Genomic DNA, 15,975 nt, shown 5'->3' with positions numbered 1-15,975 from the left:
TAAATAACACCAGATGTATAGTATAAGCACCCTATATTATGCCATTATAGCCGCCGGGCTGCCGGGGCGGCTCAGGGGAATAATCTTGAGTGAAAGGAGAACCAGAGTGTCTGATAAAATGCTGGCTGCTGCCGGGCATAATGATTATATCTGCCTCAATTATATCGATTTTCTCTCTGCATCCTGCAAAAAGCGCTGGAGCTTTATGGATGCCATCTACGGGGTTATCCCGATCTTCGGCGTGGTGACCAGAAACTCCCGCAACCTGCCGGAAGTCCCCTCGGAAAGACTGAAAGCGCTGGCGTTACAAATCATTTCTACCCAGGTCAGCGACGAGATTAACATTGCCCGATTGATAACCCTGGCTGAACAACAACGCATTGAGCAGTTTGATATTTTGTTGCCTTATCCGCTCTCGGATCGCCAGCTTGAGCTGGTGCGTCACGAGTACGTCAAGCCGCTGACGCTTCAGCAGCATGACGATCGGTTAACCATCAGCATCCCCGCTTTTTCGCACTAGCGGATCAGCAGCCACAGCGCCGGAGCCGCGCCCGTCACCAGCAGTGCCATCGTTGCTTTTTCTAGCGTATTCAGCTTTTCGCTGCCTCGTCCGCCGCGCCGTGCAAACAGAAACAGCACGATGCCGGGTGCATAAAGCACCACCGAAAGCAGCAGGTGCAGGGGGCCGGAAGCGTAAAGCAGCCATAATCCATAAGCGCCAGCTCCGCAGGCAACCGCCATCACAACGGGACGACTCATCGCCTGAGACACCTTAAAGAGGTAGGCGCCCACCAGCAGGTAGGGAACGAGGATCATCTCGGAAGCGATGGTCAGCAGCGTGCTGTAGTCTGAACCGGTCAGCCAGATTAGCATCAGGCATACCTGCACGCTGATCGTGGTAAGCCACAGCGAGGCGGAAGGGGCGCCGCGCGCGTTTTGCCTCGCCAGCGATCGTGGAAAAGCACCGTGCTCTGCGGCCAGCAGCGGCACTTCAGCCGCCATAATTGTCCAACTGAGATAGGCGCCGCAAACTGAGACTATCAGGCCGATGGCGATAACCATATCGCCCCAGGAACCGATCAGGCGGGTCATCAGCCCGGCCATGGAAGGATTGCGCATTTCTGCCAGTTCAGCCCTTGGCACAATGCCCAGCGAGAGCAGGGTAACCAGCAGGTAAACGACCAGCGCAGCAATTACCGCCAGCAGGGTGGCTCGTCCGACATCTTTCTTATTACGTGCGCGGGCGGAAACCACCACGGCTCCCTCAACGCCAATAAACACCCACAGCGTAATCAGCATGGTGTCTTTCACCTGCTGCCAGACAGGCGTGCCCAGAGCCAGCCCGGTGAAGTCGAAATGGAAGCGCTGATAATTGAACGCCAGCGCGGCCAGCACGATAAACAGGCCCAAAGGCGCCAGCTTGCCGAGCGTGGCGACCAGATTAATGCTGGCCGCCGTCTGCACGCCGCGCAGTACCAGCCAGTGAACCAGCCACAGCAACACAGAGGCGCCAAGTACCGCCTGCCAGGTGTTACCGTCGCCAAATATCACATGACCCGGTGAATCAGTGAAGAAGCTCAGCGCTGAGAAAACGATGACCAGATAGGAGACGTTGGCAATCACCGCGCAGAGCCAGTAGCCCCAGGCCGAACAGAACCCCACCAGTTCACCAAACCCAGCCCTGGCGTAGGTGAAAATACCGCCGTCCAGCTCTGGCTTGAGGCGGCTCAGCAACAGCAGCGCCAGCGAGAGCAGGACGATCCCCACACCGGTAATGGCCCAGCCAATCAACAGCGCGGCCGGGCTGGCTACCGCCGCCATATTCTGCGGCAGGCTGAAAACACCCGCGCCGAGCATTGAGCTGAGCACCAGTGCGGTGAGGGCGGTAAGGCCTAATTTTTTGTCCAAAAGAACGTCCTGATAGCAGAATAAAAAGCCAGCCTGGCGGCAAACCTTCGCGTTTAATACGCGTAATTAGCCAGTGTATCGGTGGGAACCACTGAAGCCGGCGGCGATTCTACGGAGTGAGCGCAGCAGATGCAATGTGAACAGGCAGGTTTGTGACTGGTTATGCAAATTAGTGGCGGGGATTATGCGGGAAGAGGGACGGCAGCGGCCGTCCCTTTAGCGATTACTTGAACAGGTCTGCGGAGACGGTAAGGTTGCCGCCGCTCTGGTTAGACCATTGACGCGTCACATGGTAGTACTTGGCGCCTTTCTTGATGGCGGCCTGACCTACCGCCTCAGACACTTCCGTTGGCGAGCCGAAGTGGCCGGTAAAGGTCACGCTGTCGAAGGGCTGCATCTGAGCCGCAGTGATGGCGTTAACTTCCTGCACGCTTTTCCCGTCTGGAGTTTTGATGGTGTAACGCTGGCCGGTTGAGGTTTGCGTTTCAAAGAAACGGCCTACGCCTCTGCTTGGGGTTTCTGAGGACGCCACGCCAGGGATTTGCACCTTCCGCGCTTCTGCACCGCCAGCTGCCAGTGCGGCTTTACCCGCTTCGGAATCCGCAGGGATCAGGTTCGGGGACTGCACCTTACGCTCCGGCGCATCCGCTTTATAGATGTAGGCAGTGATGTACTGGTTGCCGCCGCTGTTGGCATCGATCTGGCGGATAATATAGAAGGACGCGGCGCCTTTTTCCTTCGCGGCTTTGGTAATAGCGTCATTCACGTCCGGCTGGCTGCGGTAGAAACCGCTGATGGAAACCGTGTCGTAAGGTTCAAGCTTGTAGGCCTCGTCCTTCTTCAATTCGCGAATGCCATTGATAATACGATCGTCGGAGGCGCTGGCTTGAGGAGCGTCGGCGTGATAAACGTCCGCCACCACGCGCCAGTTGCCGCCGTTACCGTTGCTATCGTTGATGCTCTGAATGTAGTAGGAAGCCGCGCCTATCTCATCGGCACGTTTAGACACAGCGGCGCTGGCATCGTTAATCGCATTAAAGCGGCCTGAAATCGCAATACGATCGAACGGTTTCAGCGCGGCTGCTTTTTCTGGAGAGAGCTCCTGCGCCGCATACGTGGATAATGATGTGAGTGACAACAGGGCTGACGCCAGAATGGTGTTCTTCAGCTTCATAAAAATAATCCTTCGCCTTACGCAAAAAATGAGTACGAAAACGTGCTGGACTCTTGATGTGTAACAGATTAGCAATCGATTATTGCATGTAATAATGCCTGCTGTCTCAGCCATTTTGAGCGATCGTTGTCAACGGTCGGGGCCAGCCAGCGGCAGGATATTAAAAAATTGTTAAATTACCGCTTTATCTCCCCGCTTACCACCTGAGCAGGTTATTGATATCACTTATTACGTTAATTCATTGTTAAATAATGTTTTTTCTATTTCACTAATCGTTAAATGTTGTTTTTTTGCTAGCAGATTATGCGTTATTGTCGAATAAATTCAGTATCAAAGTGGTGCTTTTGCCACTTGCCTCTGAATTTTTATATGAAAAGCACGCAACTCTCCTGCTGTGGCTGGATCGCAGCACATATTTTCAGTAGGTTATAAACAGTTTGAAACAGATCCTGCGGCGGTCATCCGGGCCACCGCAGTCAGGACTAACCATCATCTTACCTCTGATGAAAGGGAATACTATGCTAATTGGAATAACCAAAGAGCGGTTGCCCAACGAAGCCCGAGTGGCGGCGACACCTAAAACGGTAGAGCAGCTTTTAGCCCTGGGTTTTACCGTCGCCATTGAGCGCGATGCGGGGAAACTGGCCAGCTTTGATGACGCAGCTTACCAGGCCGCCGGGGCCACGCTGGTTGATACGGCCACCGTCTGGCAGTCGGATATCATTCTTAAGGTCAACGCGCCGGAAGATGAAGAGATTGCGCTGGCCCATGAGGGCAGCACGCTGGTGAGCTTTATCTGGCCAGCGCAGAATCCCGAGCTGCTGGAGAAACTGGCGGCGCGTAAAGTGACCGTCATGTCGATGGATGCCGTGCCGCGTATTTCACGCGCGCAGTCGCTTGATGCGCTGAGCTCCATGGCTAACATTGCCGGCTATCGCGCCATCGTTGAGGCCGCGCACGAGTTTGGCCGCTTCTTTACCGGCCAGATCACCGCAGCGGGTAAGGTTCCGCCGGCTAAAGTGATGGTGATTGGCGCTGGCGTGGCTGGCCTTGCCGCTATCGGCGCAGCCGGTAGCCTGGGCGCGATCGTCCGCGCGTTCGACACCCGCCCGGAAGTGAAAGAGCAGGTGCAAAGTATGGGCGCCGAGTTTCTGGAGCTGGACTTTGAAGAGGAAGCGGGCAGCGGCGACGGCTATGCAAAAGTGATGTCTGAAGCCTTTATTAAGGCAGAGATGGCGCTGTTTGCCGCGCAGGCGGCGGAAGTCGATATCATCGTCACTACTGCGCTGATCCCAGGACGCCCGGCGCCAAAACTGATCACCGCAGAAATGGTGGCCTCGATGAAGCCGGGCAGCGTGATCGTCGATCTGGCAGCCCAGACCGGCGGTAACTGCGAGCTGACCGTGGCCGACCAGGTTACCATCACCGAAAACGGCGTGAAGATTATCGGCTATACCGATTTGCCAAGCCGCCTGCCGACCCAGTCTTCTCAGCTTTACGGCACCAACCTGGTCAACCTGCTGAAGCTGCTGTGCAAAGAGAAAAACGGCGAAATCACCGTTGATTTCGAAGACGTGGTTATTCGCGGCGTAACGGTGATCCGTGACGGTGAAGTGACCTGGCCTGCGCCGCCGATTCAGGTCTCTGCCGCGCCGAAAGCGGCTCCGGCAGCGGCAAAAGCGTCCGAGCCGGTTGAAAAGATACCGGCCTCGCCGTGGCGTAAATACGCGCTTTTTGCGCTGGCTATTATCCTGTTTGGCTGGTTCGCTAACGTGGCTCCTCCTGCTTTCCTCTCGCATTTTACCGTTTTCGCGCTCTCCTGCGTGGTGGGGTACTACGTGGTCTGGAACGTGAGCCATGCGCTGCACACGCCGCTGATGTCGGTGACCAACGCCATCTCAGGGATCATCGTGGTAGGCGCCGTACTGCAAATTGGTCATGGCGGCTGGGTTAGCTTCCTGTCCTTTGTCGCGGTGCTGATCGCCAGTATTAATATCTTCGGTGGTTTCACCGTGACTCAGCGTATGCTGAAAATGTTTCGTAAGAACTAAGGGGTAATCAATGTCTGGCGGATTAGTGACTGCAGCATACATTGTTGCCGCAATTCTTTTTATATGCAGCCTGGCTGGGCTGGCGAAACACGAAACGGCTAAGCAGGGCAACCTGTTCGGCATCAGCGGGATGGCTATTGCGCTACTGGCGACCTTGCTCGGCCCGGACAGCGGTAACGTTGGCTGGGTGCTGCTGGCAATGGTTATTGGCGGCACCATCGGTATCCGGCTGGCGAAGAAAGTTGAAATGACCGAAATGCCAGAGCTGGTTGCCGTGCTGCACAGCTTTGTGGGGATGGCAGCGGTACTGGTGGGCTTTAACAGCTATCTCGACCATGGCCCAGGGCTGGATGCGGTGCTGGAAAACATCCATTTGTCTGAGGTATTCATTGGGATCTTTATCGGTGCGGTGACCTTTACCGGCTCGCTGGTCGCCTTTGGTAAACTTCGCGGCAAAATCTCTTCGCGTCCCTTGATGTTGCCTCACCGGCATAAGCTGAACCTGCTGGCGCTGGTGGTCTCTCTGTGCCTGCTGATTGCCTTTGTTCGTACCGACAGCACCGGCGTGCAGATCTTTGCTCTGCTGATTATGACGCTGATTGCGCTGGCGTTCGGCTGGCATCTGGTGGCGTCTATCGGCGGGGCGGATATGCCAGTGGTGGTCTCAATGCTGAACTCCTACTCAGGCTGGGCGGCGGCGGCGGCGGGCTTTATGCTCAGCAACGACCTGCTGATCGTCACCGGGGCGCTGGTCGGGTCCAGCGGTGCGATCCTCTCTTACATAATGTGTAAGGCGATGAACCGTTCGTTTGTCAGCGTGATCGCCGGTGGCTTTGGCACCGACAGCAGTTCTACCGGCGAGACGGAGGAGGTCGGCGAACATCGCGAGATCGATGCACAGGGCACGGCAGAACTGCTGAAAAACGCCAGTTCGGTGATCATAACCCCAGGCTACGGCATGGCGGTGGCGCAGGCACAGTATCCGGTAGCGGAGATCACCGAGAAGCTGCGCGCTCGCGGCATCAAAGTGCGTTTTGGCATCCATCCCGTTGCGGGTCGCCTGCCGGGGCATATGAACGTACTGCTGGCGGAGGCACGCGTGCCTTACGATATCGTGCTGGAAATGGATGAAATCAATGAGGACTTCAGCGACACCGATACGGTGCTGGTTATCGGCGCTAACGATACGGTAAACCCGGCAGCTCAGGAGGATCCGCGTAGCCCAATTGCCGGCATGCCGGTGTTGGAAGTGTGGAAGGCCCAGAACGTGGTGGTGTTCAAGCGATCAATGAATACCGGTTACGCTGGCGTGCAGAACCCGCTGTTCTTTAAGGACAACACACAGATGCTGTTCGGCGATGCGAAAGCAACTGTCGATGCGATTCTGAAAGCACTGTAAAAAAGAAGCGGAGAGAGTCGCAGGACTTTCTCCGCTACTCTATTCACTGGCAGACTTAATCGTCCTCATCATCATCCCGCTCAATTGGCGAAGTAAAACCATCAGGTTTAATGACCAGTAAATCGCAGCGCAGATGATCGATAACCTGCTCAGCCGTGTTGCCGAGGAAGGCCGCAGAGAGTCCGGTTCGGCCAATCGTGCCCAACACCACCACGCCAGCATCCAGATGCTCGGCCAGGCTCGGGATCACCTCTTCAGGCAGCCCTTTGTCTACGTGGGTAAACTTCTCATCGATGCTGAATTTCTGCCGCAGCGCCTTCATCGCCAGCAGATGCTGGCCGCGGATCGCGTCGTTGTAAACGCTGGGGTCAAAGTCAGGCAGCTCAATAGCAATGTTGATCGGGGTGATTGGGTAGGCGCCAACGAGATGAACTTCAGTATGGTTAACCATCTCAGCCAGTTCCAGCGTCTCTTTCACCAGCTTGGTATTCAGCGGATCGTGATGCGGCTCTTCGCTGGCAAGGTTTACCGCCACCACAGCGCGACCGCCTTCAGGCCAGGGCTGGTCCTTCACCATCCATACCGGGCAAGGGCACTTACGCAGCAGATTCCAGTCGGTTGGGGTAAAAACTACCGCCTGTAAACGATCGTGCTGGTGAGCCATTTTTAACACCAGGTCGTAGCGACCGTTGAGCACTTCCTGAATAATCGCCTCGTAAGGACGGTTATGCCAGATCACCTTAATATCAATGTCCACGCCTGCATCCAGGTAATACTGGGCCTGCTCGCGGATCCATTCGGTACGCTGGCTGACAACGCCTTTACGCATGGTGGTGCGTTCATCAGGGGAAAGCAGGGTGGTCATTTCATAGGAGAAGTCATAAATAGGCAGGAAAGCCGTGATCCGTCCGCCAAGGCGTTGATTCAGATACACAGCGCGGCGGAGCGCAGGCTGGTCATCTTGCTGAGGATCAACAGCCACGAGAATATTTTGATACTTAGCCATAAAGGGATCTCCATACGCTGAGCGTGTTAGCTTAAAGATAGCCCAATCGAGGCCGCTGAAGAAGGAAAAAGTTTTAGACGGATCAATATTATAACAAATTGAATCGCCACGGGTAATTCTGGCGCTTATGAGACGTTTTGCCTGCTGATGGGCAGGCGCCAGATCCACCGCTTAGTGATGTGAACGGTGACGTAGCTCAGGGAGCGAGGATCTCTCACGCGGGGTGCGAAATGACAGGCAGGCTGGGGCTTCAATGAAGGCCCCAGCCACGGTTAATCACGCTTCTCAATGAGCAGGGTGTTCTTTTCGCTGAAAACCGTGTGATTAGAGGGAATATCTTTATTAATGAATGACAGTGCGCCGATGGTGACATTATTTCCAATAACAATGTCATCTGAGATGATGCAAGAATTTGCGCCAATTGAAACATTGTCACCGATAATTAACGAGGGTTTTATACTTTTATTCTTTACATTGCGGCCAGAAATACCAATGGTCACATTCTGTCGGATGAGAAAAGAGTGTCCAATTACGCTGGCACCGTTAACGACGATCCCCTGATGATGGCTAACCACCATGCCCGGACCAATCGTTGCGCCAAGTTGGATTTCAGTACCGTATTTGGCGATAAGGCTTCGTTGTAAGTAGCGGGCAATGACTCGCAGGATGATGTTGTTTTTACTGTATAAATACGAAGCAATTCGCCACCAAAAATTGTACCTTCGCGAATGACACTTAACGGCTCTGTGAAGCGTTTTTGACCAGGAAAAAGGCTTTTGTGACAACATCACCTCACGTCTAAGGCATTCATGCAGGTGAGATAAATGATGCTGCTGTGATGTTTTCATCAATGATTCTGTATTATAAAAAGGCGTTGTTACTGTTAATAGATTGACCATAAGTTACAGTGCCTCGTCAAAATAAACCATGATGATAATCAATAAAGATATATAAGATCCACTCAGTTGAAATGACCTATATTGATATTATCTGATATTTTTTATGAAGCTATTTTTTGAATGAAAGACAAAAAAAAGAATAATTTATTAAAATAAAAGAAACTTTGCCGATCGTGGCATCATGCTGACGTGAATATCGTGCTTTAGCACTCACTGAGGTATCCACTTGGAAAAATAAGTGGATACCTTGCGCAGGTGATTGTCCATGAAAATGAGGCAATTCTTCTGGAACGCGCCGCAGATCCCGCATCTCCGTCCGCTATGTCCAGAAAGGTCATGATACAGAGGCTTGCCGTATTCTATGCCTTACAGCACAACGACTGCACACATGTCAGAAACAGCCACTACCCCAACTGATTTCTCTTCATGACTGGTTCCATTCACTTAAACCAGCCGCCCGGATACATGGGGGGATTCTAAAGCAGTGTGCTGAACTATCTGAACTATAAAACTGAACGGGAAGTTACGGTTAACATTTGTGATTCAATGCTGCTAGCAGGAAGGTGAGGGAGGAAGGAAACAAGGTCAGGCAAATGCAGCCGGGTCAGCAGGCTAACCCGGCCGTGGATCAGGCTATAGCGCGGCTCTGTCCGGCCAGCTGCGACAGCACGTCATGATCTTCAATCGTGATGTATTTGCCTTTAACGGCCAGCATACCGCTTTTCTGGAAACGGCCCAGCAAACGGCTGATGGTTTCGACCGTCAGGCCCAGGTAGTTACCAATGTCGCCACGGGTCATGGTCAGGCGGAACTCACGAGGTGAGAAGCCACGTTCGGCAAAACGGCGGGAGAGGCCATAAATAAAGGCCGCCAGGCGTTCTTCGGCATTTTTCTTGGAAAGCAGCAGGATCATCTCCTGGTCGCCTTTGATCTCACCGCTCATCAGGCGCATCATTTGCTGACGCAGGCTCGGCATCTTGCCTGAGAGGTCGTCGAGCGTTTCGAACGGAATCTCGCACACCATCGCGGTTTCCAGCGCCTGCGAAAAGCTGGGGTGCTGCCCACCGTTAATGGCGTCAAAACCTACCAGGTCACCGGCCAGGTGGAAGCCAGTGATTTGCTCGTCACCCTGTTCGGTAATGGTATAGCTTTTTATGGTCCCGGAACGAATAGCGTACAGTGATTTCAACTCGTCCCCAGCTTTGAACAGCGTCTGGCCCTTTTGGATCGGCTTTTTGCGTTCGATGATATTATCCAGCTGATCGAGTTCATGCTCGTTCAGCGTGAAGGGAATACAGAGCTGGCTGATGCTGCAATCCTGACAGTGAATCGCACAACCGCCAGACTGGATACGTCTGTTGATAACACGCTTTTCTGGGATCATAGAGTTACGCTCGAATGATTATTGACTGGGGTCAATTTTAACATTTTTTCGTAACGGAAGGGAACTGATCCGAGCAGTTTTGGCCATATAAAAGCAAGGGATGCTGGTCAAAAATGCATCCCGTTGAAAATATTGATTTTAATCAATCTTAAGATTTGTTCTCTGCGCGAATAGTCGCACGATAGTGGTTTGTTTTGCCATGGGTTTCTAAACGAGCAGGTTGTTCTACTTTTATGATCAGCGTCAAAATTCCTGCAAAAAGATATAAACCGGTATAGGTCCAGACCACCCCGACGATATCAAAGAACGGTAAAACCAGCGAGGCAATTGCCGGAGCAAGGAAGTTGCTCAGCCCAGCAGACAGGTTATAAATGGAGATCGCAGCGCCTTTGTGTTTAGGTTCCAGCACCGGGAAAACGGCGGTCATTGGCACAAAGGCTGCCACGGTAATGCCGAGCATCAGCGCCGGGATCATCGCCATCCAGTAATTGTGGCCGAAGGTGACCGGAAGATAATAGAAGGCGAGGCTGGACAGGGCGCAGCCAAGGCAGCCAAACCAGCGAACCTGACGGATCCAGCCGATATACTCGCCCAGCACGCCCCACATGATGTTGGTAAAAATAGTGACGAAGAAGAACACCGCCCAAATTTGCAGCCATTCGGACATGGTGAAGCCGAGGCGTCCGACAAACAACATCGGCATCACTACGGCAAAGCCAAACAGCGACAGGGTGTTAATAATGCGAATCAGACAGGCAAGGAAGATATTGCGGTTGGTGAACAGAATGGTCACGGCTCTGGAAAGTTCGGTGATCTTTTCCCGCGTTGAGAGGTTAGCTTTTTCGCTTTCACCGCCCGCATTGCGCAGCAATACCATCGCCATAATGCCACCCACCATGACCCAGGCAATTGCAAACCACAGCGTGCCCGTTTCGCCGATCCACGGAATGGTAAAGCTCGGCAGATAGCTCCCTATGCAACCAATGCCAATTGAATACATGGCCCAGAACCAGCCCATCGCGGACGAGAGCTGATGCTTTGGCACGTTCTGCACCACCAGCATGACGAAAGAATAGATAAAGAGCGGGTAGGCCAGCCCCCGAATGCCGTAGAACAGCAGCATTAGCGGGTAATTACGCATACCCAGTCCCAGCGTCATAAACAGGATATGCATGACTACCCACAGAATAAAGCCAATCCGCATGGCCCGCTGAGGGGTGATGATCTCCGCTACAACGCCTGAACTCCAGGCCGCCAACGCGGCGGCAGCGCCGTAAATAGTGAAAACGAGAGCGGATTCGGCGGGGCTGAAACCCAGGTCGGTGATATGTTTTGACAAAAATGCCATCTCAAACCCGTCGCCACTCATAAAGATGGCGATGGCGATATAGCCCCAGACCAGGGACATGGGAAGGCCAAACCAGTTTTTTGCTGATTTCATCATAATTCCTTAAAGTCATGCAAAACCCGGACGGTTGCTGCGTCCGGGGTTAAATTAGAAACCGAGCGCACGAGCCTCGAGCTGCTGCTGGTATAGCAGCCGGAAATGGCCAAGTCGTTTCTGTAAAGCGTGGTGACGACCGGCATCAGGCAGGTAGTGCTTAAGCTCCGGGGGTTTTTGGCAAACGATGGCTTCATCGCCGCCATCGGCCAGCCAGCCGAGTCTGGCGGCGCCTAATGCGCCGCCGGCCTCACCGCCCTGGTGGGTCACAATCGGCATATTCAGTACGTCAGCGATCAGTTGAGCCCACCACGGGCTGCGAGCGCCGCCGCCAATCAGCGAGCAGCTGCTGAGCGAGGTGCCAGCCTCTTCGAGCACTTTCAGTCCGTCGGCCAGACCAAAAGTCACGCCCTCAAGCACCGCATAAGCCAGCGAGGCGCGCTGAGAGGCATGTGTCAGCCCGTGGAACGAGCCAGTCGCCAGCGGATCGTTATGCGGCGTGCGCTCACCGGAAAGATAGGGCAGGAACAGTGGGGCGCTGCGTTGTTCCGCGCTGCTGAGCGTTGCCACTTCAGCCAGCAGCGTGGTTTCAGACGCGCCAAGCAGATCGCACAGCCAGCGCAGGGCACTGGCTGCCGTCAGCATGACGCTCATCTGATGCCAGCGATTTGGCAGCGCGTGGCAAAAAGCATGGACGGCGGAGTCTGGATTAGGACGGAAGCGGTCATTAACGGCGAACAGCACGCCGGAAGTGCCAAGAGAGATAAAAGCATCGCCCGGATTTACCGCGCCAATGCCAACCGCGCTGGCTGCATTGTCGCCGCCGCCGCCGGCAATAATAACGTCCTCATTCAGCCCCCACTGGCGGGCCAGTTCGGCTTTCAGTTTCCCGGCCGGTTCGGAACCTTCAACCAGCTGCGGCATATGGTCACGCGTTAAACCGCAGGCGGAGAGGAGGGTGTCTGACCAGTCGCGCTTAGCCACGTCAAGCCATAGCGTGCCCGCTGCATCAGACATATCGCTGAGCTTTTCACCGCTCATTTTCCAGCGCAGATAGTCCTTGGGCAGCAGCACGCTGGCGGTCTGAGCAAAGATAGCCGGTTCGTGACGGGCAACCCACAGTAGCTTAGGCGCGGTAAAACCCGGCATCGCCAGGTTACCGGAAATATTGTGCAGCTCAGGGGCCTGCGCGGTCAGTTCGCGACACTCTGCGGCGCTGCGGGTGTCATTCCACAGGATGCAGGGGCGAAGTACCCGATTGTCGCTATCGAGCAGCACAGCGCCGTGCATCTGACCTGACAGACCGATAGCGCGAATCTTGCTCCAGCGCTCGCCTACTTTAGGCCGCAGATCGCTAATAGTCTGAAGCAAAGCCTGCCACCACTCGGCCGGGTCCTGTTCCGACCAGTGCGGATTAGGGCGCTGCACGCTGAGTTTAGCCCCTGAGCTGGCAACAATTTCGCCACGATCGTCAATCACCAGCGTCTTGATTTCCGACGTTCCCGCATCAATTCCGAGGTACATACCCGGCTCCTTACTCGTTAACAGGCTGTGGATGTTCCGCCCAGCTCTGCAAGCTGGCAACCGATCTTTCCAGCAGGGCGGCGAAATCGGCCCTCGTGGCTAGCGGCCCGAACAGACTGGCATCCGCCGCAAAGCGGGCCAGTGCGTCGCTGTGGCTCAGCATCTCGTGGCGAGCCTCAGCATCCAGCGCACCGTCCTGATAGGCGTAAGGTAAATCCTGCGTATGCCAGCGCTGCAGGAACAGGAAGAACAGCGCCGGGAGCAGTGCAGTCGCGCGAGGGATCGCGCCGCGCTGAAAAGTTTCCATCAGGGTTGGCGTAATAAAACCGGGAATTTTAGAGAGTCCATCCGCCGCAACGCGCTGGTTAGTGTCGCGAATATAGGGATTGGCAAAACGGGCCAGCACAACATCGCGATAGGCCTCGAGGTCGAGCGGGCTTGGCATCAGGGAAGGAATGACGTCCTGGGTCACGTATTCCCAGGCCATCTCTTTAATTTCGTGAGTCTGAGTGCTCTGATGAATATAGTCTTGTCCAACCAGCGTTCCGGCCCAGGCTATGCAACTGTGGCTGGCGTTCAGAATACGGATTTTAGCTTCCTCCCACGGCAGCACCGAGTCAACCAGCTCCACGCCAACGTTCTCCAGCGCAGGGCGACCGGCAGCAAAATCATCCTCGATCACCCACTGAATAAACGCCTCTGCCATCACCGGCGCTTGATCTTCGAAGCCGGTAGCGGCCAGAACACGCGGAGCGATATCGCTGGTAGGGCGAGGCGTGATGCGGTCGACCATAGTATTGGGGGAGGTGGTGTTTTGCTCTACCCAGGTCAGCAGCGTCGGCTCGTTGCGCAGTTTCAGAAAGGTCAAAAACCCCTGGCGGAAGCGTTCGCCGTTGTGTCGCAGGTTGTCGCAGTTCAGTAAAGTGACAGGGTCACCGCTAGCGACTCTGCGCGCCTGTAAAACCCGGGTTAATGCGCCGTAAATCGTGCGGGCTTCACCGTTGAGATCGGCTTTAATATCGGGTTGCTGAACGTCCAGTTTATGATCGGTATCCAGATAATAGCCGCTCTCAGTCACGGTAAAGGCGATGACTTTTGTCCGGGGGTCCGCACCCTGTTTGATCAGTCCTTTCAGCTCCTCATCCCAGGGAACCAGCGTTTTGATAGAGGTGATTTTTTCATACTGGCGTTCGCCTTCCGGCGTTACCGTTTCAAGAGTGTACTCGCCATTCTGCGCGGCAAGGGTGTTCAGTAACGGCACCGCATCATCGCGAATGTTGCTCAGGGCGATCTCCCAGCGATTATCTCCCTGCTGTAACAATCGGTGCAGATACCAGGCCTGATGGGCACGGTGGAAAGAGCCTGCACCAATGTGCAGCCAGACTGAAGGAATAGCAGCGTTCATCATCGTCTCCGGTTAATTTGGGCAATTGCTCTTGATTAGGGCTTTTGCCTGGTTGGGCTATAGACTGGTGATTTACCCTGCGACTGTCTGCGGGTTAGATCACAAAATTTGCTTTTGCCCATCGGTTGGGCAATTATTCGGAGTAAGCTGCAAAAAAAAACAGAGAGCGGCCAATGAGCAAACACGATAAGAAGCTGGATCAGGCGGCCAGAGCGGCCTGGATGTATTACGTCGCGGGAGAAACTCAGCAGGATATTGCCGATAAGCTTGGCGTTTCGCGCCAGGTTGCCCAGCGGCTGGTGTCGCTGGCGGTTGAACAGGGGCTGGTCAGCGTCAGCATCACCCATCCGGTCGCCGACTGTATGACGCTGGCCGGGCAGCTTAAAGCGCGTTTCGATCTCCAACTTTGTCAGGTGGTGCCTTCTGCTGGCATTGAGGCGTCCGGCTTGCAACAGATGATTGCGGTGGCGGGCGCAGAGGTGATGGCGCAAACCCTCAAGCTGGAGGAGCCGCAGATTATCGCGGTCGGTTCAGGCAGGACTCTTCGCGCCACCATCGATGAGCTGCCCGAATTCGACCGGCCGCAGCACAGCTGCGTGTCGCTGATTGGCGCTATTGCCAGCGACGGCTCCTGTACCCGTTATGACGTGCCGCTGTGGATGGCGGAAAAAACCCAGGGGCGCTATTTCATCCTGCCTGCGCCGCTGTATGCAGACAGTACGGAAGATCGCGACCTGTGGTGCAATCATCGTATCTACCGCACCGTCACCGAAGAAGCAGAAAAAGCCGACGTGATGTTTGTTGGCATTGGGCATGTTTCCGCTGGCTGCCCGCTGAATGCCGACGGTTTCATCAGCGATGAGCAGGTACGCAGGCTGGAATCGCTGCATGTGGCGGCTGAAATGCTGGGGCATTTTATCGGCCAGGACGGGCAGCGGTTGCGCAGTGAGCTGGACGATCGGCTGACCAGCGTTGAGCTGACGGCCAGTACCCAGCGCAAGGTCATTGCCTTCGCGGGCGGCAGCGACAAGCACCAGGCAATCTTTGCGGCTTTGCGCGGCCGCTGGATAACCGGTCTGATTACCGATGAAGAGAGCGCCCGTTTCGCTTTGGCACAGCCAGATTAAGAGGATCGCTTCCCGCCAGACTTTTGCTAAACTAGCCAGATAGAAGCGACATCTACAGCCTCTTTTTTTGCCACAGGGGGACCGGCAAGATGAACCTCGAAGATTGGGATCTGTTTAAAGACGCAATGGAAGACGTTAAGCCGCTGAAGGATTGCGCTAACGTTCACTGGCTGAAATCTCCCGCCGTTAAGTCTCCGCGCGACGCCTGGTCAGATCAGCAGCTCGATAATCCCCTGACCAGCGGTTACCTGACCCTTATCCCGAAAGAGACGCCGCTAGAGTTCAGGGCGGAAGGGATCCAACAAGGGGTCATCGATAAACTCCGGCAGGGCAAATATCCGCCGAATGCGACCCTCAACCTGCTACGGCAGCCAGTGGAAGCCTGCCGCCAGACGCTCTACAGTTTTATGCTGGAGGCAGACCAGCGAAATTACCGTAATTTATTGATTATCCACGGAAAGGGGCGGGAGGATGACTCACATGCCAACATTGTGCGCAGCTACCTTGACCGCTGGCTGCGGCAGTTTGAACGGGTTCAGGCTTATTGCAGCGCGCAGCCCCATCATGGCGGCAGCGGTGCCTGTTACGTAGGGTTGAGAAAAAGCGAGCTGGCGCGGCTGGAAAACCGTGAGCGCCACGCTAAGCGAAGCCGATAAT

At 54.8% G+C, this 15,975-nt stretch carries 14 protein-coding genes; 6 read left to right on the top strand and 8 right to left on the bottom strand.

Annotation, left to right across the window (positions count from 1 at the left end):
- The first annotated feature begins 106 nt into the window (after positions 1-106).
- Positions 107-520: a hypothetical protein gene (locus tag NG99_RS20575; protein ID WP_034897111.1), complete on the top strand. Its 414-nt coding sequence runs from the start codon at positions 107-109 to the stop codon at positions 518-520.
- Here the strand turns inward: NG99_RS20575 and NG99_RS20570 are convergent.
- Positions 517-1,908 carry a basic amino acid/polyamine antiporter gene (locus NG99_RS20570; RefSeq protein ID WP_034897109.1) on the bottom strand — a complete coding sequence of 464 codons (1,392 nt, stop codon included), beginning with the start codon at positions 1,906-1,908 and terminating at the stop codon, positions 517-519. The genes NG99_RS20575 and NG99_RS20570 overlap by 4 nt on opposite strands.
- Positions 1,909-2,131: 223 nt before the next feature.
- A complete protein-coding gene (ydgH, locus tag NG99_RS20565) occupies positions 2,132-3,082 on the bottom strand; it encodes a DUF1471 family protein YdgH (RefSeq protein WP_034897106.1) in 951 nt (316 codons plus the stop codon).
- A gap of 518 nt (positions 3,083-3,600) precedes the next feature.
- On the opposite strand from ydgH, the gene pntA reads away from it, so the two are divergent.
- Together pntA and pntB are read left to right on the top strand one after the other, a co-directional pair.
- Positions 3,601-5,133, top strand: a complete 1,533-nt coding sequence (gene pntA / locus NG99_RS20560; RefSeq protein ID WP_034897103.1) for a Re/Si-specific NAD(P)(+) transhydrogenase subunit alpha — start codon at positions 3,601-3,603, stop codon at positions 5,131-5,133.
- Positions 5,134-5,143: 10 nt separating this feature from the next.
- Positions 5,144-6,532: a Re/Si-specific NAD(P)(+) transhydrogenase subunit beta gene (pntB, locus tag NG99_RS20555; protein WP_034897100.1), complete on the top strand. Its 1,389-nt coding sequence runs from the start codon at positions 5,144-5,146 to the stop codon at positions 6,530-6,532.
- Between the two features lie 55 nt (positions 6,533-6,587).
- Here pntB and uspE read toward each other — a convergent pair whose 3' ends face one another.
- Together uspE and NG99_RS20545 are read right to left on the bottom strand one after the other, a co-directional pair.
- The gene (gene uspE, locus NG99_RS20550) at positions 6,588-7,538 is read right to left on the bottom strand and encodes a universal stress protein UspE (protein WP_034897097.1); all 951 of its coding nucleotides are present in this window, start codon (positions 7,536-7,538) and stop codon (positions 6,588-6,590) included.
- Between the two features lie 272 nt (positions 7,539-7,810).
- Entirely contained in the window at positions 7,811-8,386 is a 576-nt protein-coding gene (locus NG99_RS20545; protein WP_034897095.1) for a serine acetyltransferase, read from the bottom strand.
- 359 nt (positions 8,387-8,745) lie between these two features.
- On the opposite strand from NG99_RS20545, the gene NG99_RS28420 reads away from it, so the two are divergent.
- Positions 8,746-8,946 (top strand): aminoglycoside phosphotransferase family protein, encoded by a 201-nt coding sequence (locus NG99_RS28420; RefSeq protein ID WP_332308363.1) that lies wholly within the window; start codon positions 8,746-8,748, stop codon positions 8,944-8,946.
- Between the two features lie 119 nt (positions 8,947-9,065).
- Here the strand turns inward: NG99_RS28420 and NG99_RS20540 are convergent, their stop codons facing one another.
- The 4 genes from NG99_RS20540 to dalD form a co-directional block, all read right to left on the bottom strand.
- The gene (locus NG99_RS20540; protein WP_013202029.1) at positions 9,066-9,821 is read right to left on the bottom strand and encodes an FNR family transcription factor; all 756 of its coding nucleotides are present in this window, start codon (positions 9,819-9,821) and stop codon (positions 9,066-9,068) included.
- 148 nt (positions 9,822-9,969) lie between these two features.
- Complete coding sequence (locus tag NG99_RS20535; protein WP_034897091.1) at positions 9,970-11,262, bottom strand: MFS transporter; 1,293 nt, start codon at positions 11,260-11,262, stop codon at positions 9,970-9,972.
- 54 nt (positions 11,263-11,316) lie between these two features.
- Positions 11,317-12,786: a xylulokinase gene (gene xylB, locus NG99_RS20530; protein ID WP_034897088.1), complete on the bottom strand. Its 1,470-nt coding sequence runs from the start codon at positions 12,784-12,786 to the stop codon at positions 11,317-11,319.
- A gap of 10 nt (positions 12,787-12,796) precedes the next feature.
- Complete coding sequence (gene dalD / locus NG99_RS20525) at positions 12,797-14,191, bottom strand: D-arabinitol 4-dehydrogenase (RefSeq protein WP_034897085.1); 1,395 nt, start codon at positions 14,189-14,191, stop codon at positions 12,797-12,799.
- A 173-nt stretch (positions 14,192-14,364) separates the two neighbouring features.
- On the opposite strand from dalD, the gene NG99_RS20520 reads away from it, so the two are divergent.
- The gene (locus NG99_RS20520; protein ID WP_034897083.1) at positions 14,365-15,318 is read left to right on the top strand and encodes a sugar-binding transcriptional regulator; all 954 of its coding nucleotides are present in this window, start codon (positions 14,365-14,367) and stop codon (positions 15,316-15,318) included.
- Positions 15,319-15,407: 89 nt separating this feature from the next.
- Positions 15,408-15,974 (top strand): DNA endonuclease SmrA, encoded by a 567-nt coding sequence (smrA, locus tag NG99_RS20515; RefSeq protein WP_034897080.1) that lies wholly within the window; start codon positions 15,408-15,410, stop codon positions 15,972-15,974.
- Position 15,975: the final 1 nt, after the last annotated feature.

The sequence above is a fragment of the Erwinia typographi genome (assembly GCF_000773975.1).
GTDB classification, from domain to species: domain Bacteria; phylum Pseudomonadota; class Gammaproteobacteria; order Enterobacterales; family Enterobacteriaceae; genus Erwinia; species Erwinia typographi.
This window is presented reverse-complemented; position numbering and strand designations above follow the sequence as displayed.

Excerpts from the sequence above, each read along its gene's own strand:
- ydgH (WP_034897106.1), bottom strand. The coding sequence starts at position 3,082 with ATGAAGCTGAAGAACACCATTCTGGCGTCAGCCCTGTTGTCACTCACA.
- pntA (WP_034897103.1), top strand. The coding sequence starts at position 3,601 with ATGCTAATTGGAATAACCAAAGAGCGGTTGCCCAACGAAGCCCGAGTG.
- pntB (WP_034897100.1), top strand. The coding sequence starts at position 5,144 with ATGTCTGGCGGATTAGTGACTGCAGCATACATTGTTGCCGCAATTCTT.
- uspE (WP_034897097.1), bottom strand. The coding sequence starts at position 7,538 with ATGGCTAAGTATCAAAATATTCTCGTGGCTGTTGATCCTCAGCAAGAT.
- NG99_RS20545 (WP_034897095.1), bottom strand. The coding sequence starts at position 8,386 with ATGAAAACATCACAGCAGCATCATTTATCTCACCTGCATGAATGCCTT.
- NG99_RS20540 (WP_013202029.1), bottom strand. The coding sequence starts at position 9,821 with ATGATCCCAGAAAAGCGTGTTATCAACAGACGTATCCAGTCTGGCGGT.
- NG99_RS20535 (WP_034897091.1), bottom strand. The coding sequence starts at position 11,262 with ATGAAATCAGCAAAAAACTGGTTTGGCCTTCCCATGTCCCTGGTCTGG.
- xylB (WP_034897088.1), bottom strand. The coding sequence starts at position 12,786 with ATGTACCTCGGAATTGATGCGGGAACGTCGGAAATCAAGACGCTGGTG.
- dalD (WP_034897085.1), bottom strand. The coding sequence starts at position 14,191 with ATGAACGCTGCTATTCCTTCAGTCTGGCTGCACATTGGTGCAGGCTCT.
- NG99_RS20520 (WP_034897083.1), top strand. The coding sequence starts at position 14,365 with ATGAGCAAACACGATAAGAAGCTGGATCAGGCGGCCAGAGCGGCCTGG.
- smrA (WP_034897080.1), top strand. The coding sequence starts at position 15,408 with ATGAACCTCGAAGATTGGGATCTGTTTAAAGACGCAATGGAAGACGTT.